The 21199-nt window shown below is 57.4% G+C and carries 13 protein-coding genes; 5 read left to right on the plus strand and 8 right to left on the minus strand.

Annotated elements, in window-relative coordinates:
* Positions 1-375 precede the first annotated feature (375 nt).
* The 5 genes from C7434_RS12945 to C7434_RS12965 all read left to right on the plus strand — a co-directional run bounded on the left by C7434_RS12945 (position 376) and on the right by C7434_RS12965 (position 8923).
* Complete coding sequence (locus C7434_RS12945) at positions 376-1962, plus strand: methyl-accepting chemotaxis protein (RefSeq protein WP_133745518.1); 1587 nt, start codon at positions 376-378, stop codon at positions 1960-1962.
* A gap of 440 nt (positions 1963-2402) precedes the next feature.
* On the plus strand, positions 2403-3956 hold the full coding sequence (locus C7434_RS12950; RefSeq protein ID WP_033740200.1) for an aspartate aminotransferase family protein: 1554 nt from the start codon (positions 2403-2405) through the stop codon (positions 3954-3956).
* 10 nt (positions 3957-3966) lie between these two features.
* Positions 3967-5259, plus strand: coding sequence for a lysine N(6)-hydroxylase/L-ornithine N(5)-oxygenase family protein (locus tag C7434_RS12955; RefSeq protein ID WP_033740201.1), 1293 nt, complete (start codon positions 3967-3969; stop codon positions 5257-5259).
* 1 nt (position 5260) lies between these two features.
* Entirely contained in the window at positions 5261-7612 is a 2352-nt protein-coding gene (locus C7434_RS12960; protein ID WP_133745519.1) for a GNAT family N-acetyltransferase, read from the plus strand.
* A 78-nt stretch (positions 7613-7690) separates the two neighbouring features.
* Positions 7691-8923, plus strand: a complete 1233-nt coding sequence (locus C7434_RS12965) for an MFS transporter (RefSeq protein WP_033740203.1) — start codon at positions 7691-7693, stop codon at positions 8921-8923.
* Positions 8924-8961: 38 nt separating this feature from the next.
* On the opposite strand, the gene C7434_RS12970 is transcribed toward C7434_RS12965, so the two are convergent.
* From C7434_RS12970 to uca, 8 genes are all read right to left on the minus strand, one after another.
* Entirely contained in the window at positions 8962-11079 is a 2118-nt protein-coding gene (locus C7434_RS12970; RefSeq protein WP_033740205.1) for a TonB-dependent siderophore receptor, read from the minus strand.
* Positions 11080-11367: 288 nt separating this feature from the next.
* Positions 11368-12066: an urea ABC transporter ATP-binding subunit UrtE gene (gene urtE, locus C7434_RS12975; protein ID WP_033740208.1), complete on the minus strand. Its 699-nt coding sequence runs from the start codon at positions 12064-12066 to the stop codon at positions 11368-11370.
* Positions 12067-12858 carry an urea ABC transporter ATP-binding protein UrtD gene (gene urtD, locus C7434_RS12980; RefSeq protein ID WP_133745520.1) on the minus strand — a complete coding sequence of 264 codons (792 nt, stop codon included), beginning with the start codon at positions 12856-12858 and terminating at the stop codon, positions 12067-12069.
* Complete coding sequence (urtC, locus tag C7434_RS12985) at positions 12851-13927, minus strand: urea ABC transporter permease subunit UrtC (protein WP_033740211.1); 1077 nt, start codon at positions 13925-13927, stop codon at positions 12851-12853. The genes urtD and urtC overlap by 8 nt, the downstream gene beginning before the upstream one ends.
* A complete protein-coding gene (urtB, locus tag C7434_RS12990) occupies positions 13927-15492 on the minus strand; it encodes an urea ABC transporter permease subunit UrtB (RefSeq protein WP_033740342.1) in 1566 nt (521 codons plus the stop codon). The genes urtC and urtB overlap by 1 nt, the downstream gene beginning before the upstream one ends.
* Positions 15493-15569: 77 nt before the next feature.
* A complete protein-coding gene (gene urtA, locus C7434_RS12995; RefSeq protein ID WP_033740212.1) occupies positions 15570-16838 on the minus strand; it encodes an urea ABC transporter substrate-binding protein in 1269 nt (422 codons plus the stop codon).
* 30 nt (positions 16839-16868) lie between these two features.
* Entirely contained in the window at positions 16869-17570 is a 702-nt protein-coding gene (locus C7434_RS13000) for a GntR family transcriptional regulator (RefSeq protein ID WP_006117610.1), read from the minus strand.
* A 9-nt stretch (positions 17571-17579) separates the two neighbouring features.
* The gene (gene uca, locus C7434_RS13005) at positions 17580-21197 is read right to left on the minus strand and encodes an urea carboxylase (RefSeq protein ID WP_033740214.1); all 3618 of its coding nucleotides are present in this window, start codon (positions 21195-21197) and stop codon (positions 17580-17582) included.
* Positions 21198-21199: the final 2 nt, after the last annotated feature.

The following is a 21199-nucleotide window of genomic DNA, read 5'->3' on the forward strand; positions in this document are numbered from 1 at the left end:
ATTATCCCGTAAATCGCTGGCATGCCACCCGGGGAACCGTACTGTAACCTGCAATAAGCCGATGTGTGATGTTGAAATTTTAACAATGTCTTTGCGCGATATCGGACGGTTTGTACCGCAGCGCAATATGCCAGTGCGCAGGTCGCACCGGTAATGCCCGCTGAGCAACCTCCGTTACAGGTCAAAGCGAACAGGCTGTGAAAGCGCAAGGCAAGATATTATGGGTAAAAATGTCGCTATTTGGGGGCTTTCTGTCACAAAAGTGTCACGTTATTTCCTCAACCGGCTCCATAAAGGTTGCTACCCGCCAGGACGATAATCAATGTGACGAAAGTCACGTTTGTTCTCCTATTTATTCATCAGGTAACAGTTTTTATGAAGCTCAATCGATTTAAAATTGGTCAAAGACTCGGTTTTCTTGCCACGTTGCTGCTGCTTGCAACCCTGTTGATGGGGGTGAACGGATTACGTGTTAACGGACAGGCTTTAGAGAACAGTCAGGCCGTTATGGCAAAGGAGATGCTCATTGCAGAAAGTATTGATACTGCACGCAGCGCGCAGGTGCAGTTCAAAATACAAGTGCAGGAGTGGAAGAATATTCTGCTGCGTGGGACACAAGGACAAAATACATTTGATAAATATAAAACGGCCTTTTTGAATGAAAGCCAGAAAACGCAGCAATTATTGACCCGGCTCAGTCAGATTCAGGCCAAGCTGAACCTGCCAGTTGCCCCGGTTGAGCAGGCGCGCGCGGCGCATGCCGGGCTGGAACGCCAGTACCTGACGGCGCTGAACAGCTATGTTATCAACGACATCAGCAGCCCCGCGCGGGTCGATCATCAGGTAACGGGCATTGATCGTGCGCCCACCCAGCAAATCGATGCGCTGGTCACGTCGACCTTAGCGCGTGCGCAGGAAATGCATCGGGACATTGATGCGAGTAACCTTGCGCATTACCAACAAACGCGCCTGCTGTTGCTGATCGCAATGGGATGCATCCTGTTAGTAGGCGCGGGAATTACATGGTGGCTTATCCAGAGCATTACGCAACCGTTGAAACAGGCAATCACGATAGCCAAAACGGTAGCAGCGGGTGACCTGCGCGCCCGTATTAGCGTCAGCGGACATGATGAAACGGCACAATTGATGGCCGCACTGCGCGATATGAATACGAGCCTGACACGCATTGTGATCGGTGTTCGCGGTGGAACAGAAGCCATTGCGGCCACGACAGATCAGGTGGCACATGGCAGCCGTGAGCTTTCTTCACGTAATGAAGCGCAAGCCAGTGCGCTGGAAGAAACGGCGGCGTCAATGGAACAACTGACCTCTGTTGTAAAAATCAATGCAGAAAATGCCCATCATGCCAGCATCATTGCACGTGATACGCGCCAGCGCGCCGATGATGGCGGTGAGGTGGTCGAAAAAGTGGTCATTGCCATGGAAGATATCCATCAGTTTTCACGCGAAATTAATGACATCGTTACGGTAATTGACGGCATTGCTTTCCAGACGAATATTTTGGCCCTTAACGCGGCGGTAGAAGCCGCCCGTGCTGGTAACGACGGACGCGGTTTTGCCGTTGTCGCTTCAGAGGTCCGTGCACTGGCGCAGCGTTCCGCTACGGCGGCCCGCGAGATTCGGGGACTCACGGATCGATCGGTGACGCTGGTTGCGCAAGGCAATTCACTTGTAAAAGGCGCGGGGGCATCCATGCAGGCGATCGTTGAGAGCGTAAAACAGCTGTGTACGCTCATGGAGAATATCTCTGCTGCCAGCGCTGAACAGAGTGCCGGTATTGAACAAGTCAATTTGGCGGTGACGCATATGGATGCCGCGACGCAGCAAAACGCAACCTTATCACAGCAGTCAGCCCAGTCCGCACGGGCATTAGACCAGCAGGTCAGCGCGCTGGTTGAGAACGTCAGTGTATTCAGGCTTGATGCCCAGACCGCAATGTAGAACCGTGCCGGGGCTGAGCCTCTGCATCCCGTCATCTGTATTCACATCTTGAAAACAGCACTTCCCTACGGAATCAGGGCTGTGGGGAAGCCTGTTTTGTCAGCCTGGCGGCTCCTTTTGCCTACTTTTTGTGATCAAGATCACGTAAATAGATATTAGTCATACTTATGAGAATGGTTACACTTCCATAAATTGAATGATAATGATTATTATTTATGTTGTCATTTTCGTTAACAATCACTCAGTAAATACAAATAAACCACACAAAATGTAGTTTTTTGGATTTTTGCGAACATAAATTCTCAATTTTTCAGGGCTGATGGGTTAGCTGTACCGGCTAAAGATTACCGAATCTGAACTGACACGTGCGGTCTGGCACGATCTGCTGCCCTTTTACCGGGGCGGCCAGGCGACTTACGTCTTAAACAAAGGAACAGGATATGGTGTTACGTAAGCAAACTCTGTCGGTCCCGCGCCGACATCTGTCTGAAGATATTCCTGCGGCTCAGGACGTCATCTTTAACGAGGCGCAGATTACGGCGTGGCAGCAGCAAACGCACGCGGCGCTGGCGCTGATCAGCAGCACGGTGCAGCGCGTGGAGAAGCCGTTCAGCGGAATCCTGCCCCATGAGCTGGCCCCGGCGTTCAGCGCCGTCGACCTTGATCAGCCTCTGGGCAGCAGCGAAGCCGCGTTGGAAGAGCTGCGGTCACTTTACCTGCGCGATGCCGTCTGGTTCCACCACCCCAAATATGTCGCCCATCTTAACTGCCCGGTTGTGCTGCCCTCGCTGCTGGCAGAGCAGATCATGGCGGCGGTAAACAGCTCCGTCGATACCTGGGATCAAAGCGCGGGCGGCACGCTGATTGAGCAGAAGGTCATTGACTGGACGCTGGGCCGCATCGGCCTGCCTGCGAGCGCAGACGGCATCTTTACCAGTGGCGGTACGCAGTCCAACCTGATGGCGATGCTGCTGGCGCGGGACAGTTGGTGCGCCACGCACCATCCGGGTCACCTGATCAAGCATAAGGGGTTGCCGGCGGAGGCCGCGAAATGGCGCGTGCTGACCTCCCGACTGAGTCATTTCAGTATTCAGAAGTCGATGGCGATTCTTGGCCTGGGCTACGATGCGGTGATTTCCGTGGATTACGACGAACACTACCGCATGGACAGCGTACAGCTTGAGCGCGAAATTGAGCACTGCCATGCGCAGGGCCTGATTCCCATCGCCGTCGTGGCCACCAGTGGCACCACCGATTTTGGCAGTATCGATCCGCTGAACGCTATCGCGGATCTGTGTCAGCAGCACGGCATCTGGATGCACGTCGATGCGGCTTACGGCTGTGGCCTGCTGGTATCTGAAACGCAGCGGCAGCGCCTCAGTGGTATCGAAAAAGCGGACTCGGTGACGGTGGATTATCACAAGTCATTCTTCCAGACCGTCAGTTGCGGGGCGTTTTTCGTGCGCGATAAACAGCACCTCAGCCATGTAACGCACCATGCCGATTACCTCAATCCGCTCAGCGCCCAGCAGGAAGGGACGCCAAACCTGGTCAACAAAAGTATTCAGACGACGCGCCGGTTTGACGCGCTGAAAATGTGGCTGACGTTGCGCATCATGGGCCCGGCGGCGCTGGGGGAAGCATTCGATACCATCCTGACGTTGACCGAGGCAACCCATCAGTTGCTGAAAGCCCATCCGTCCATTGAGGTGCTGCATGCGCCTGAACTGACCACACAAATCTTCCGTTTCGTACCCCGGCCTGACATGCGGGCCGCACAGCTGGATGCCATCAATGCCGGTATCCGCAAGGCGTTGTTCCGCTCGGGTAACGCGGTGATCGCCGGTACGAAAGTCGAGGGTCACCAGTACCTCAAATTTACCCTGCTGAATCCCACCACTACGGTGGCTGACATGGAAGACGTCATTGCCCTGATTGTCCATTACGGCCGGGAGCAGGCACGTGACCTGACTTTGCAAGCCGCTAACCAGTGAGAACGGTACGATGAACGACAACATTTATGACTTTATCGGAATTGGCATCGGTCCTTTCAATCTCAGCCTGGCCTGTCTGAGTGAACCTGTTGAAGGGCTGAATGGCCTCTTTCTGGATCAGAATCCGGGCTTTGACTGGCATACCGGCATGATGCTGGAAAGTGCGCATCTGCAAACGCCGTTTATGGCCGATTTGGTGACGCTGGCCGATCCCACCAGTCCTTACAGTCTGCTGAACTATATGAAGCAGAAAGGAAAACTGTATTCGTTCTATATCCGCGAAGACTTTTTCCTGATGCGTAAAGAGTACAACCAGTACTGTCAGTGGGCCTGTTCAAAGCTGAGTAACCTACGCTGGAACACGCGCGTGGACTATGTGAGCTACGACGAAGCGTTGCAGTGCTACCGCGTGCGGGCAGTCGATACGGTCAGTGGGCAGCAGCAGGACTGGCTGACCCGCAGGCTGGTGTTGGGCACCGGTCCTGAAGCCTGGCTGCCTGCCTGCAGCCATCCATTCCGGTCGCGTTTTACGCACTCCAGTCAGTATCTGGCGAATAAGGCGGATTTGCAGAAAAAACCGTCCATTACCGTACTGGGTAGCGGGCAGAGCGCGGCAGAGATCTATTACGATCTGCTTACGGAGATCGATCGGTTTGGCTATCAGCTGAACTGGATAACCCGTGCGCCACGCTTTTATCCGCTGGAATATACCAAACTGACGCTGGAGATGACCTCGCCAGAATGGGTGGACTATTTCCACGCGCTGCCGGGTGAGAAACGCGATGCGCTGAATGCGCGCCACAAAAATCTCTATAAAGGCATCAACAGCACGCTGATCAACGCTATTTACGATCTGATGTACGTTAAGCAACTGGATGGCGCGCTGAACGTTAATCTGTTCACCCATTCAGAACTGACCGGAATGCGCGCATTACCCAACGGAGAGTTCGAGCTCGCGCTGCATCAGCAGGAGCAGGATTGTGCCTTTACCCGCCGTACGCACGGTCTGGTGATGGCAACGGGCTATCAGTATCGTCCGCCGATGTTTATTGAAGGCATCAGCCAGCGTCTGCGCTGGGACGAGAAGGGCCGTTACGACGTTCAGCGTAACTACAGCATTGATCGCCACAACCAGATCTTCGTGCAGAACGCGGAGCTGCACACGCACGGCTTCGTTACACCGGATCTGGGTATGGCCTGCTATCGCAATTCGGTGCTGCTGCGTGAAATCACCGGCAAAGAGATCTATCCCGTCGAACGGCAGATTGCCTTCCAGACTTTCCCGGCTCAATCGGAATCGTAATATGTCACAGTTAACGCTTTTCACTGCCGCCCGCCCGGCAGGCCAGTTTACCCTCCGCCCCATGCAGGCCGCTGACGCCACGCTGATTCATCGCTGGGTGACGCGCGACTATGCCCGCTTCTGGGGAATGCAGAATGACACACCAGAGCAGGTCGCCGACTTTTACCACCAGCTGACGGCCAGGGATCCGCATGCGGCGTTGATCGGCTGCTGCAATGGTGAACCGGCCTTCCTTGTCGAATGCTATCGCGCCCGCGAGGATGAAGTAGGTAAATACTATCCCGCTCAGCCGGACGACTACGGCATGCATATTCTGATCGCGCCCGCGGAAACCCCGGTCAGGGAATTTAGCTGGCAGGTCTTCAGCACCGTTATGGACTACCTGTTCAGCCGCCCCGAGGTCAGTCGCGTGGTGGTCGAGCCGGATGTGCGCAACGACAAAATCCATCGCCTGAACAAACGTGCGGGTTTTCGCTACCAGCACACCATTGATATGGGCCACAAAACCGCCTGGCTCGCCTTCTGTCAGCGCGACGATTATCAACAGGCATTACTGCAGGACTCACGAATGAATCACGCCACCTCACTGTTAACCGGTGCCCATCTCACCGGACCTCACTGGCTGCAGGCTAACCGTTTACTGATTCGTAAAGCGATTGCCGAATTCGCGCATGAAAAGCTGATCGTCCCCGACGAAATGCACCCAGGACGTTATCGCCTGGCCGTGCCGGGTGCCGAGGCAGAGTACCATTTTTCCGCTCAGCGTCTGGCGCTGGACCACTGGGATATCGACGTTGCCTCACTGGAAAAGCAGGAGAATGGTCGGGCGTTACCGCTGGATGCGCTGCAGTTTATTGAGGAGTTTAATGCGCAGATCGGCATTCCTCAGGCGCTGTTAGCCACCTATATGGAAGAGATCAGCAGCACCTTATGCAGCAGCGTATTTAAGTTGCAGAAGCAGAATCCAGACAGCCAGGCGCTGGTAAAAGCGGACTTCCAGACCGTGGAATCCTCTATGACGGAAGGGCATCCCTGCTTCGTCGCCAATAACGGCCGCATCGGCTTCGATGCGCGGGATTACCTGGCTTATGCTCCAGAGGCCGCCGCGCCGGTAAATCTCATCTGGGTAGCCGTGCACCGTCGTCATGCCCATTTCTCCAGCCTCAGCGCGCTGAGCTATACGCAGTTGCTGCAGGAGGAGCTAGGGCAGTCCATTCTGGATCGGTTCGCGGCTCAGCTGACAAGCCACGGGGTGGAACCCGAGGACTATATCTTTATGCCCGTGCATCCGTGGCAGTGGCAGAACAAGCTGCTGACGGTGTTTGCGGCGGATATTGCCAGTCGGGACATTATTTATCTGGGCATCGGTGATGACCAGTATCAGGCGCAGCAGTCGATTCGTACCTTCTTTAACCGCAGCCAGCCTCATAAGCGTTATGTGAAAACTGCCCTGTCGGTGCTCAACATGGGCTTTATGCGCGGCTTGTCGCCGTACTATATGGCGACCACGCCTGCGATTAATGAATGGCTGGAAACGCTGGTGGCAAACGACGGCTGGCTTCAGCGCTGCAACTTCCGCATCCTGCGCGAGGTGGCCGCCGTGGGCTATCACAACCGCCATTACGAACGTGCCATTAAGGGCGATTCCGCCTATAAGAAAATGTTTGCGGCCCTGTGGCGCGATAATCCGGTTCCTGATCTGCAGCCCGGCCAGCGCTTGATGACCATGGCGGCGTTCCTGCATGTTGATCATCATCAGCAGCCGTTACTGCCCGCACTGATCGCCGACTCAGGCCTGCCCGCGGCACAGTGGGTTGAACGTTACCTTAACTGTTACCTCAGTCCGCTGCTGCACTGCTTCTATCAACACGATCTGGTGTTTATGCCCCACGGCGAAAATCTGATCCTGCTGCTGGAAAACAATGTGCCGGTCAGCGCCTACATGAAAGACATTGGCGAAGAAATCGCCGTCATGAACCCGGAGGCGGTACTGCCGGAGAACGTCCAGCGTCTGGCGGTAGACGTGCCTGAAGAACTGAAGCTGTTGTCGATTTTTACCGACGTCTTTGACTGTATCTTCCGCTTTATCAGCGCGATTTTGCACCAGTCAGGTACGCTGCCCGAGAGTCAGTTCTGGCAGTTGGTGGCACAGTGCGTGAAGGATTATCAGCAGGCGCATCCGCAGCTGGCCAGTAAATTTGCCCGCTACGATATGTTTGCGCCCACCTTTACCCGCTCCTGTCTGAACCGCCTGCAGCTGGCCAATAATCAGCAGATGATCAACCTGTCCGATCCTGCCGAAAACCTCAAGTTTGCCGGCACGCTGGAGAATCCTGTCGCCCGGTGGCGTTAACGGGATTATCACCGCCTTCCCATCAGCGCGGTCGCCCTGGCGGCCGCGTTTTTCTCGTTTTACTGGATAATACTGACGATGGCTCGTTTTCAACCTGTCTCGCGCCTGACGCGACGACATCTGTTATTTCCTTTATCGCTGGTGCTGTTTGAGTTTGCCACCTATCTCGCGCATGACATGATTCAGCCCGGCATGCTGCGGGTCACACAGGCGTTTCACGTGGGCCCGGAGTGGGTGGCCACCTCGCTGACCGCCTATCTGATGGGCGGGATGCTGTTACAGTGGCTCCTGGGGCCGCTGTCCGACAAGCTGGGCCGCCGTCCGGTCCTGCTGACCGGTGTTGCGTTTTTTATGCTGACCTGTCTGGCGACGCACTGGGTGCAGGGCATCGGGCCGTTTATCCTGCTGCGCTTTCTGCAGGGCATCAGCCTGTGCTTTATCGGTGCGGTGGGCTATGCCGCCATTCAGGAGGCTTTTGACGAGGCACTCAGCGTAAAGATGATGGCGCTGATGGCGAACGTTGCGCTGCTGGCTCCGCTGGCCGGGCCGCTGGCGGGTACGGCGTTTCTGGCCGTCGCAGACTGGCGCACACTGTTTCTGTTTTTCGCTGCTCTGGCCGCGCTGTCGCTCATTGGCCTGGGCCTGTCGATGCCGGAAACCGCTGGTGACAGACGCACCTCCGTATCGCTGCCGTCGCTGGCGGCGGGCTATTATGCGTTGCTAAAAGACCGCCAGGTGATGTGCGGTTCGCTGGCTATTGGCCTGGTGACGATTCCCTGCCTGACATGGGTCGCGCTTTCGCCTGTTATCCTGATTCACGGTCTGGGCCTGAGCCGACTGGATTACGCACTGCTTCAACTGCCGGTCTTTATGGCAATGATTGCCGGGAATCTCACGCTGGGACGACTGGCCAGCCGTCTCTCCGTCGAGCAGCCGTTACGGTTGGGGGCCTGGCCTGTGGTTACAGGGCTTTTGATCGCTGCGCTGAGCACGTTATGGCAGGCGGACAGCTACATTGGGCTCACGGCTGGCCTCAGCCTGTACGGCTTCGGCAGCGGGATGGTCAATGCCGGACTGTACCGACTGACGTTATTTTCCAGTCAGGCAGGGAAGGGCAGCGTGGCAGCAATGCTGGGCATGGTCAGTATGGTGGTCTTTGCTTTTGGGATTGAGGCAGGCAAAGCGGCCTATTTTCATGGCGGTACCGCAGGCTTCAGCCTGTTGAATCTGATCTGTGGTGTGCTGTGGCTGTGGTTAGTACGTGTTTTTCTGCGAGAAAAACAGCGGCGACATTGCGCCGCTGTGGCATAAGCGCTGACAGGCGGCACGGATTGCCGCCCTGGGAGGGATCAGAAATCGTAGCCGACGGTCGCCACCACGGTGCGCTCTGCGCCCCAGTAGCAGAAGCCCGTGCCGTAGCAGGCAGAAACGTAGTCGCGATCGGTCAGGTTATTGGCATTAAGCTGCACAAACGCGCCTTTGAGGCTGCTGTTCCAGGCACCTAAATCAGCGCGGACCGAGGCGTCAAACAGCGTAGCGGAAGGCAGACGTGTGGTGTTCTCATTGTCTGCCCACTGCCGACCAATGTAACGCACGCCAGCACCGACGCTGATTCCCGCATCAAACTGGTATTTCGCCCAGGCAGACGCCATCGAGTCAGGCGTCACGTAAGGCGTGTGGCCGTTATTGCCGTCGATGGAATCTTTGAAGCGCACATGGTTCACCGTCACGCTCGCCAGCGTGCTCAGTCGCGGGGTGAGCTGATTATGCGCTTCCAGTTCGAGGCCCTGAGAGTGCACTTTGCCAGCCGGTTCATAATAGGAGCCCACTACCACGCGGTTACCGACATCATTCTGTGTCAGGTCGTAGATCGCGGCGGAGTAGAGATCGGACGTGCCCACGGGCTGGTACTTAATGCCGGTCTCATACTGCTCCGAGGTCGTTGGCTTCAGCAGGTTGCCATCCCGTCCGGAAAGGGATTGTGGCGTAATCGCCTGGCTATAGCTGACGTAGGGCGAAATCCCGTTATCGAAGGCATACAGCAGCGCCGCCCGGCCACTGACGTGATCATCCTGACGACGATATTGGGTATCGGTGCTGTACTGGCGGTTTTCAGACACGATGCGATCGTAGCGGCCTGAGAGATCCAGATGCCATTTGTCCCATTTCAGCTCATCCTGCAGGTACACGCCGGTTTGATAGTAACGACGCTGTGAATTTGTAAACACGTAAGCCGGATTCACGCCCATGGCCTGACCTGTCAGCGCATTGAGTGAACTGGCCGGGCCGCTGGCACCCCGTAAATCGTTCGTGTACTGATGGTATTCCGCACCCAGCACCACCTTGTGATCCACCGGACCGGTATCAAAGTCGGCTTCCAGCTGGTTATCAATCGCGTACGCCTGCAGCGACGAACGCGAGCCGGAATAGTAGCGATTGAGCAGTTCTGACTGCGGTGATGCCCAGCCAATCTGATAAACCTGATCCAGATCGACATTGGAATGGGAGTAGCTGGCATTCGAGCGAAACGCCCAGGTTTCATTAAAGCGGTGAGCGAATTCCGCGCTGTAAATCTGCTCCCGCCGCTTGAACTGATCCAGCGCGCTGTCGCCATCATAGAAACCGGTGCTGAGCTTACGCCCGTTATGTTCGGTGATGCTGCCGTCCCCTGGCACGGCACTGTGATAGCCGCCGGACGGATCTTTTTGCAGATAAGCGCGCAGCAGGAGTGACGTATCCTCATCAGGTTGCCACAGCAGTGAAGGCGAAATCGCATATTTTTCTTCGCGTGTGTGATCGTACTGCGTATCACTGTTACGCGTTATGCCGGTCAGACGAAACGCCCACTGATCGTTGATGGCATTGGTGTAATCAAACGCAGCGCTGTTGGTGTTATGGTTGCCGGTAGACAAACGGAAATGTCCCTCAGGCGCATACTGCGGACGTCTGGAGCTTTCCATCACTAAGCCACCCGGCACCGTCTGTCCATAGAGGGCAGAAGAGGGGCCTTTGATCACATCAATACGGTCGAGGAACCAGGGATCGACCTGCAGCACGTTATAGCTGCCGGGATCGCTCATCAGGCGCAGACCGTCCAGGAAAATGTTATCGACATCGCCGCCGTGGAAGCCGCGCAGAGAGACCGTGTCGTAGCGGGTGGCTGCGCCAGCGAAGTTCGTGAAGGCACCGGCGGTGTAGTTAAGCGCCTGATTCACATCCATTGCGCCCTGATCGGCCATTTGCTGGCGCGTCACGACCGAAACGGACTGACCGGTGGTGATCAAAGGACGATCGGTTTTGGTTGCCCCTTTACTGACGGTCGCCGTGTAGCCTTCAGTGGGCGTGGTCGATGTTTCTTCCGGCTTTGCTGTCACCACCAGCGTATCGGCGGCAAAGGAGACCGCAGGGGCGGCAATGGCGATGGAACACAGTAGCGCTAACCGTTTCGGGCCAAAAGGCATTCTCATTGTTTATCCCTTACAAAGGCAAATACAACGCGCCCGGCAGAAGAAAGGCGCAGAAAGTCATGTGACAAAGGTGTTATGCACATTGAATGCAAATGAGAATTATTATACTTACTGTTATTTATTACAAGATGTCTTGTGCGTTATTACACAAGAATTTAACGACGGAAAAGAAACGGGCCGGTCACGGATGCGTACCGTGGGCGTGCATGGCTCAGGTGGGAAGAAAGCGCAGGGTGCCGCGATCCAGGCAGGTCAGCCTGCGCGCCGACCTGCCTGACAGGAGGAGAATCAGATGGCGACCAGGCTCCGCACGTTATCCGTTTCCATCTCTTCACCGCGCCCGCGCTGGATAATTTCACCGCGCGACATGACCAGATAGCGGTCGGCCAGGTCCGCGGCAAAATCATAAAACTGCTCGACCAGCAGAATCGCCATGTCGCCGCGCTGTGCCAGTTGGCGGATCACCAGGCCAATCTCTTTGATCACTGAAGGCTGAATCCCTTCGGTAGGCTCGTCGAGGATCAGCAACTGTGGACGGCTGGCCAGCGCCCGGCCAATGGCCAACTGCTGTTGCTGGCCGCCGGACAGATCGCCGCCCCGGCGGGATTTCATATCGAACAATACCGGAAACAGCTGGTAAATCTCTTCAGGCACCTGCTTTGCCTGCGAGGATGAAAAGCGTGACAGGCCCATCAGCAGATTTTCTTCAACCGTCAGACGCGGAAAAATCTCCCGCCCCTGCGGCACGTAAGCCATGCCGGCCTGCACGCGCTGGTGGGGCTTTCGCCCGTTGATGATATTGTCCTGCCAGCGCACCTCGCCCGATTTAGCCGGTATTAAGCCCATCAGGCATTTCAGCAGCGTGGTTTTCCCCACACCGTTGCGGCCGAGCAGGCAGGTGACTTCACCCTGTTTAACCTCAAAAGACAGGCCACGCAGAATGTGGCTGCCGCCATAATACTGATGCAGTTCAGATACCTGTAACATTTAGCGCCCCAAATAAACGTCAATGACCTGCTCGTTGGCCTGTACCTCGCGCAGGGAACCTTCTGCCAGTACGGCTCCCTGATGCAAAACGGTGACGTGATCGGCAATGGTTTCCACGAAGCCCATATCGTGCTCAACCACCATAAGTGAATGCTTGCCTGCCAGACTGCGAAACAGTTCGGCAGTGTAGTCAGTTTCCGCATCGGTCATGCCCGCAGCGGGCTCATCAAGCAGCAGCAGGTGCGGTTCCTGCACCAGCAGCATGCCGATTTCAAGAAATTGCTTTTGGCCATGCGACAGCAGACCTGCCGGTCGCTGGCGGGCGGCGCTAAGCCGCAGCAGCGTCAGGATCTCATCGATCCGATCCCGTTGCGCGCTGTCAAGGCGCGCACGCAGGCTGGCCCAGACGGTTTTGGTGGTTTTCAGGGCAATCTCCAGATTCTCAAATACCGTCAGCGCTTCAAACACTGTCGGCTTCTGAAATTTGCGCCCAATTCCGCTACGGGCAATCTCGACCGGCGACAGGGCGATGAGGTTTTTATCCTGATCGTAAATGGCCTGCCCTGTGTCGGGACGCGTTTTGCCGGTAATAACGTCCATCAGCGTGGTTTTACCTGCGCCATTAGGACCAATGATGCAGCGCAGTTCACCGACGCCAATCTGTAAAGAGAGATTGTTAAGCGCACGAAACCCCTCAAAGGTTACGGTGATGTTAGCCAACTGCAGGACCGGATCGCGCCGGGCACGATAACGATCGGCTGGCAGAGTTTGGGTGAACAGGGTCTCAGTCATCTTTTCTCCGGCGCAGTAAACCCATCACGCCACGCGGCAGAAACAGCGTGACCAAAATAAACATCATCCCCAGGAAAAACAGCCAGTACTCCGGAAAAGCCACGGTGAAGACGCTCTTCGCGCCGTTGACGATGGCGGCCCCGAGCAGCGGACCGATAAGCGTACCGCGCCCGCCAAGTGCGACCCAGATAGCGGCTTCAATGGAGTTGGTCGGGGACATTTCACTGGGGTTAATAATGCCAACCTGGGGCACATAGAGCGCGCCTGCCAGGCCACATAACATGGCCGAGAGGGTCCAGACGAACAGCTTAAAACCCCGGGGATCGTAACCGCAGAACATCAGGCGGTTTTCGGCATCCCGAACAGCGGTCAGCACCCGGCCAAATTTACTGCGGGCCAGCGCGAAGCCCAGCACCAGGCTTGCTAACAGCAGCATGACGGTAGCAATAAACAAGCCGATGCGCGTGTTGGTTGAGGTCACACTAAAGCCCAGCAGGGTCGTAAAACCGGTAAAGCCGTTGTTACCGCCAAAACCGGTTTCGTTGCGAAAGAACAGCAGCATGCCGGCATAGGTCAGCGCCTGGGTCATGATTGAGAAATACACGCCTTTGATTTTCGAGCGGAAGGCAAAGAAACCAAACACCAGCGCCAGCAGGCCCGGCACGAGGACAATCAGACACAGCGCCCAGGCGAAATGCTGCGTGCCTGCCCAAAACCACGGCAGCCGATCCCAGGACAGGAAGGTCATAAACGCGGGCAGGCTGTCCCCGGAGGCCTGGCGCATCAGGTACATGCCCATCGCATAGCCGCCCAGCGCAAAAAACAGGCCATGCCCCAGAGAAAGTAAGCCCGCATAACCCCACACCAGATCCAGCGCCACCGCGACCACGGCGTAGCACAGAATTTTACCGACCAGCGTTAAGGTATAGGTGGAGATCGCCAGCGGATGCGAGGCGGGCAGCAGTGCCAGGAACGGCATGATCAGCAGCAGCAGCGTAACGACTGCGCCAATGCCCAGCGTCAGGCGCGGTGCCTGACGCGTCAGACGTAAGGTGAGAGGTTGCGTCATCAGTCAGTCACCCTTCCTTTCACGGCAAACAGTCCCTGCGGACGTTTTTGAATAAACAGCACGATCAACACCAGAATAAGGATTTTCCCCAATACGGCCCCCATCTGCGGCTCCAGCACTTTGTTGAGAATGCCCAGTCCCAGTGCGGCGACCACGGTTCCGGCAAGCTGGCCGACGCCGCCCAGCACCACCACCAGGAAAGAATCGATGATGTAGCCCTGGCCCAGTTCTGGCCCGACATTGCCTAACTGCGACAGGGCGACGCCGCCCAGCCCCGCGATACCGGAACCCAGACCAAATGCCAGCATGTCCACCCGGCCCGTCGGCACGCCACAGCAGTCGGCCATGGCCCGGTTTTGGGTGACGGCGCGCACGTTCATCCCCAGCCGTGTGCGGTTGAGGAGCAGCCAGGTCAGTATCAGCACAAACACCACGAACAGGATGACTGCAATGCGGTTCCAGGGCAGAACCAGATTGGGCAGCACCTGCAATCCGCCCGACAGCCAGGCGGGATTGGCGACCTCCAGGTTCTGCGCACCAAACAGCATACGCACCAGCTGAATCAGCATCAGGCTGATGCCCCAGGTCGCGAGCAGGGTTTCCAGCGGGCGGCCATACAAATGGCGAATGATGGTGCGCTCCAGCGCCATTCCAATGGCTGCCGTCATCAGAAACGCGACCGGCAGCGCCAGCAGCGGATACCAGGCGATATACTGCGGTGCAAACTGCTGAAACAGGTTTTGTACCAGCCAGGTGGCGTACGCGCCCAGCATCAGCATTTCACCGTGCGCCATATTGATCACTCCCAGCAGACCGTAGGTGATGGCCAGGCCCAGCGCGGCCAGCAGCAGGATCGATCCCAGCGAGAGCCCGCTGAATGCCTGCCCCAGCAGATCGCCCCACATCAGGCGACTTTTCATCTGCTTCAGGCTGTCTGCCGCTGCCTCGCGCACCGTTTCATCGGGCTCGGCTGCGGGCTGCGTCAGGCGCTGCAGGCTGGCCTGAGTATTAGGATCGCTGGATTCGCCCAGCAGTTTGACCGCTCTAAGCCGCACCATCGGCTGCGGGCTGCTCAGCTGCAGGTTGGCTGCCGTCATGGCCAGCGCAGCATGAACCTGAGGATCCGTTTCAACACTGAGGCGTTTCTCTATGAGCGGAAGCAGGTCTGCGGCCGCGTCGTTTTGTAACTGTTGCGCCGCGCGCAGGCGCACGCCGGCATCAGGGCTTACCAACTGATGGGCGGCGAGAGCACTGGCGACCAGTACACGCAGGCGGTTGTTCATAAACAGCTTTTTAACGTCGCCGTTGGGCTGTGCGGCGTCATCCAGTGGCTGAAGCGTATTCCCGGTTTTACTAAAGGGATGGTGGTCCTGATCCGTTACGACGGTTTCCGCTTTTAACGCTTCCAGCAAGGGTAAACGGCGGGCATCTGGCGCAGCGGCCCACTGTTGCAGCAGATCGGCCTGCTGAGTTCGGCTGGCGGCGGCAAAGTCCGTAGCGGGTCCGGCGCTGGCAAACAGCGGCAGAAGCAGCAATAACGCTAAAAAATTCAGGCGAAGCATCATGGTGAGCCTCATCAAAAGGGCGAGCATAGGATGTCCTGACGGCCGCCCTCACAGCCAGCGCGAGGGCGGTCTGAGTTTTACTGCGTCGTTTTCACGGGATGATCCGGTTTTTTATCATTGCCGGGAATATACGGGCTCCAGGGCTGGGCGCGTACCGGCTTGTCCGTCTGCCAGACCACGTTAAACTGACCGTTTTCTTCAACTTCGCCAATCATCACGGGTTTGTGCAGATGGTGGTTGGTCTGATCCATCGTCAGGGTAAACCCGTCCGGGGCCTTAAAGGTCTGACCGGCCATGGCCGCACGCACTTTATCCACATTGGTCGTACCGGCTTTCTCGACGGCCTGCGCCCACATATGAATGCCTACGTAGGTGGCTTCCATCGGGTCATTGGTTACCACGGTGCTGGCATTCGGCAGATTGTGCGCTTTTGCATAAGCCCGATAGTCGGCAACAAATTTCGCGTTGGTCGGATTATCTAAGGATTCAAAATAGTTCCAGGCTGCCAGCTGACCGACCAGCGGTTTAGTATCAATCCCACGAAGTTCCTCTTCACCCACCGAGAAGGCTACGACCGGGATATCGGTGGCTTTGATGCCCTGGTTAGCCAGTTCCTTGTAGAACGGTACGTTGGAATCGCCATTGATGGTGGAGACCACCGCGGTTTTGCCGCCAGCGGCGAACGTCTTGATATTAGAGACGATGGTCTGGTAATCGCTGTAGCCAAACGGGGTGTACACTTCCTCGATATCTTTATCCTGCACGCCTTTTGAATGCAGGAAGGCGCGTAAAATCTTGTTGGTGGTGCGGGGATAAACATAATCTGTTCCCAGCAGGAAGAAACGTTTGGCCCCGCCGCCATCCTGGCTCATCAGGTATTCCACCGCCGGAATCGCCTGCTGGTTTGGTGCTGCACCGGTATAAAAGACGTTCGGCGACATCTCTTCACCTTCGTACTGCACCGGATAGAAGAGCAGACCATTCAGTTCTTCAAAGACCGGCAGCACGGATTTGCGCGATACCGAGGTCCAGCAACCAAACACCACAGCCACTTTGTCCTGGGTCAGCAGTTGCCGGGCTTTCTCGGCGAACAGCGGCCAGTTTGAGGCCGGATCCACCACTACGGGCTCCAGTTTTTTCCCCAGCACGCCGCCTTTGGCGTTAATTTCATCGATGGTCATCAGGGCGACATCTTTAAGTGGCGTTTCAGAAATGGCCATGGTGCCGGAAAGGGAGTGCATGATGCCTACTTTGATGGTGTCAGCCGCCTGAGCGCTCCAGGCGAACCCCATGCCCGCGACGGTAGCTGAGAGAGCAAAAGCTTTAAGCAATGAACGTCTTTTCATCGATGATAAACCCCTAATGATATGGATACGTTATTCAATGGGTTGAAGCCGGGCCTGCTGGAGCATGTGTAGCGTGATTTTTCTGACCTCCGCTTTACTGACGGCAATGTGCCCGGTCAGGATCTGGCGGGCGTCGCGGGTCTCTTGCAATAAAATGGCTCGCAAAATCTGTGCGTGTTCGCGATAGGTCGCCGCGATACGATCTTCCCGGGTAAAATCAAGCCGCCGGATAATGCGGATTTTCTCTGTCAGCTCGGCATGGATCCGCGCCATTTCCGCATTGCCTGCAGCGGCGACCAGCGTCATATGAAACGCCTCATCATGCTGTGAAACCCGCTTGCCATCTTCCACCTGCGCGGCTTCGCACCAGAACTGATACAGCTCGCGTAGTCGGTCGGCGCACTGGGTCGGCGGCAACGCACACAGGCGCGTGACCGCCTCGCACTCCAGGACGGTACGCAAATCGTACAGCTCTTCGAAGTAGGCAAAATCAAAGGCTTTCACCTGCCAGCCGCTGCGAAACCACACGTCGACATAGCCTTCACGCTCCAGCCAGAACAGGGCCTGGCGAACCGGGGTGCGGCTGACCGCCATGCGCTCTGCAATCTCACTTTCGCTGAAGCGGTCGCCGGGCATCAGGCGGAACTCAAAAATGTCGTTTTTCAGTGCCTGGTAAACCCGTTCTGCCAGTGCTTCCGGGCGGGCTTTGCTTCGTGGTGATCGGGTCGTCATCGGCGCTCCTTATTCCAGCCACAGCAGCGTGTCGCCAGGGCTGACAGGGCGGCCGGCCTGGCAGGCCACGCGTTTCACCCGACCCGCGCAGGGAGCCGTAATGGCCAGTTCCATTTTCATTGCTTCAACAATCACCAGCGTTTGTCCAGCACTCACCGTCTCGCCCGCCTGCACCAGCACTTTCCAGATATTGCCGTTCATATCTGCCTGTACAGCCTGCGCGCTGTTATCCTCAGCGGGCGCGTCTGACTCGGCCTCAGTGGAAGCGGGGGCTTCCGGCTCCTCCTGCGACCAGAGCCGGACCTCCTGCTCAAATGCCGCGGCCTGGCGCTGGCGAAACGCCGCAATGTCGTCGGCGTTCGCCGCCAGAAACGCCTGGTGAGCGGCAAAATCGAATTCCGTTTCTTCGATACGCAGCGCAGCACGGCCCTCGCGGAAATCATCACGAAGTTGCGCCAGTTCCTCTTCGCTCACCGGATAGAAGCGCACCTGATCGAAGAAGCGCAGGAGCCAGGGCTCACCGGCACCGAACTGCGGGTTTTTCAGGAAGGTGTTCCAGATGGGTAACGTACGGCCGACCAGCTGGTAACCGCCGGGAGAGTCCATGCCGTAAATGCACATGTACATGCCGCCGATGCCGACGGTGCCCTCTGCGGTAAAGGTACGGGCCGGACTGTACTTGGAGCTGAGCAGGCGATGGCGAGGATCAATCGGCACCGCGCAGGGTGCACCCAGATAAACATCGCCCAGGCCCAAAATCAGGTAGCTGGCATTGAACAGCGTATCGCGGACCTGTTCACGATCGGATAATCCATTGATACGTTGAATAAAATCGACATTATTGGGTAGCCAGGGCGCGCTGGCGCGCACGGTTTCTTTATAACGTTCGACGGCACCGAGCGTAGCGCTGTCTTCAAACGCCATCGGCATCCAGACAATGCGAGAGGGCACTTTCAGCGTGCTGACATCACCGAGCATGGCTTCCCGGGCCAGCAGCTCGGACATTAACTGGGACTGCGACAGGGTAAGGCTGTCATAGCGAATTTGCAGTGAACGCACGCCGGGGGAGAGCTCTTCGATGCCGTCAACCGGTCGCTCACGCAGCGACGCCATCAGCAGATGAACACGGAGGCGGAGCGCCAGATCCAGCACGTTGTCGCCATATTCGATCAGAATGTATTTATCGCCGGCCTGACGATACACCGCCTGCGGTGTGGTGTCGGTGGCGGCAACGGCGGCGAGCACGGTAGCGGAGCCAAAGCGGTTGTCGGCCAGCGACGGTACGTCAAACGTCTGCGCCGTGTGCGGACGCAACGTGGCGATGACCTGCAACCGGGCATTTTCCAGCGCGACGGCTTCTTCGACGCTGATGGGATGGAAGCGAATTTTATCGCCCGGTTTGACCTGGCCGACCTTCCACAGTTCGGCTTTGGCTATCGTCACCGGGCAGACAAAGCCGCCGAGGCTGGGACCGTCGTGGGTCAGGATGACCGGAAAGTCACCGGTGAAGTTGATTGCGCCAATCGCGTATTCACAGTCGTGCACGTTGGACGGATGCAGGCCCGCTTCACCGCCGTTAGCGCGCGTCCAGGCCGGTTTAGGCCCGACCAGACGTACACCAAGGCGGTTGGAGTTGTAGTGAACCTGCCAGTCGCTGGCAAAGAATTCATCGATGGCGGCCTGGGTGAAAAAGTCAGGTGCGCCGTGCGGTCCGTACAGGACACCAATGTGCCATTCGCTGGTGTACGTCGGGATCAGCGCCGGGCTGAGTGCCTGCGGAGCGCTGACCGGCGCGGGCGTGGTGCAGGCTGCCAGTGACGGTTGCGAGACAGGCAGCATATCGGCAACCCGAAGCGTGCGACCGGCGTGCCCGCCAAACTGGCCCAGAGAAAAGGTGGAACGACTGCCAAGGTATTCCGGGACATCAAAGCCGTTACGGATAGCCAGATAACAGCGGCAACCGCGCTGGGCGCGACCCAGTGTCAGCGTTTGACCAGCATTGACCGTTATCGGCTGCCAGTTGCTGACAGGGATGCCATCCAGCGTGGCGCCGCAGTCTGCCCCTGTGAGAGCAAGGGTCGCCGCGCAATGAAAGCGCAGCGTTGGGCCCTGCAGGGTAAATTCCAGCCCGGCCGCCGACTCGTGATTCCCGACGATGCGGTTGGCAAGGCGGAAGGCATAATCATCCATTGGACCTGACGGCGGTACGCCGATATTCCAGTAACCCAGACGGCCCGGCACGTCCTGGATGGAGCTGAACGTGCCCGCCTGCAGCACTTCGACTACGGCTGCCGCGGGCGTAAAGCTGTCCAGAAAACGTGTCCAGACCTTGCCGCTACGGAACGCCTCGGTGGCCACGACCTGCCGCAGATAATCAAGATTGGTGGCGATACCGTGCAGTTGTGTGGCGTTCAGTGCGCATTGCAGTTTTTCCAGCGCCGCCTCTCGCGTGTCCGCATGGACGATGAGCTTGGCGATCATCGGATCGTAATAGCTGGAAACCTCGCTGCCGGTCGTCACCCAACTGTCCACACGGACATCGTCAGGAAAACTGACATGCGTGAGCACGCCGGGGCTGGGCTGGAAGTTTTTTAACGGATCTTCGGCGTACAAACGGACTTCAATCGACGCGCCCTGCGGTGCCTGCTGCAGGCGCGGCCAGTCGATCGCTTCGTCAGCGGCGACGCGCAACATGCATTCCACCAGGTCGAGGCCGGTGACGCATTCGGTGACCGGATGCTCAACCTGCAGGCGGGTATTCACTTCCAGGAAATAGAAGGCGTCCTGCTGTGCATCATAAATGTATTCCACGGTCCCCGCGCTGCGGTAATTGACTACCTCACCCAGCCGAACGGCTGAGGCAAGCAACGCCGCGCGCGTGGCCGCGGGCAGGCAGGGCGCGGGGGTTTCCTCCACCACTTTCTGGTTGCGGCGTTGCAGCGAACAGTCGCGCTCACCCAGCGCCACCACGGTGCCCTTGCCATCACCGAAGATCTGCACTTCCACGTGGCGGGCATGATCGATACAGCGTTCGAGGAAAACGCCGGCATCACTAAAGAATTGTTCGCCCAGTCGACGGACGCTCTCCCAGGCATTGCGCAGTGCCCCGGCGTCGGCACAGCGCGTCAGCCCAATGCCTCCGCCGCCTGCCGTGCTTTTTAACATCACCGGATAACCGATGGATTCGGCTGCGCTGAGGGCGTCATCAAGTGTGTTGAGCAGCGGCGTGCCTGGCGTCATCGGTACTCCGGCCTGCGCGGCTAACTCACGCGCGCGATGTTTCAGCCCAAACTCGCCAATCTGCGCAGCCGTGGGACCGACAAACACGATACCGGCCTCTTCACAGGCGGCAGCAAAGGGCAGACTCTCTGACAGAAAACCATAGCCGGGCCAGACCGCCTGGGCGCCCGTTTCCTGCGCCGCCGCCAGAATTTTGTCGATACGCAGATAGCTGTCACTGGCTTTGTCGCCGCCCAGACCCACGGCGATATCCGCCTCTTTCACATGCTGCGCGTTGCGGTCGGCATCGGAAAACACGGCCACGCTTTTAATGCCCAGACGTTTCAGCGTGCGGATGGCGCGACAGGCAATTTCACCCCGGTTAGCAATCAGGACTGTGCTGAACATAA

Origin of the sequence: Pantoea sp. PNA 14-12 (assembly GCF_004364735.1) — a bacterium.
Taxonomy (GTDB): Bacteria; Pseudomonadota; Gammaproteobacteria; order Enterobacterales; family Enterobacteriaceae; genus Pantoea; species Pantoea stewartii.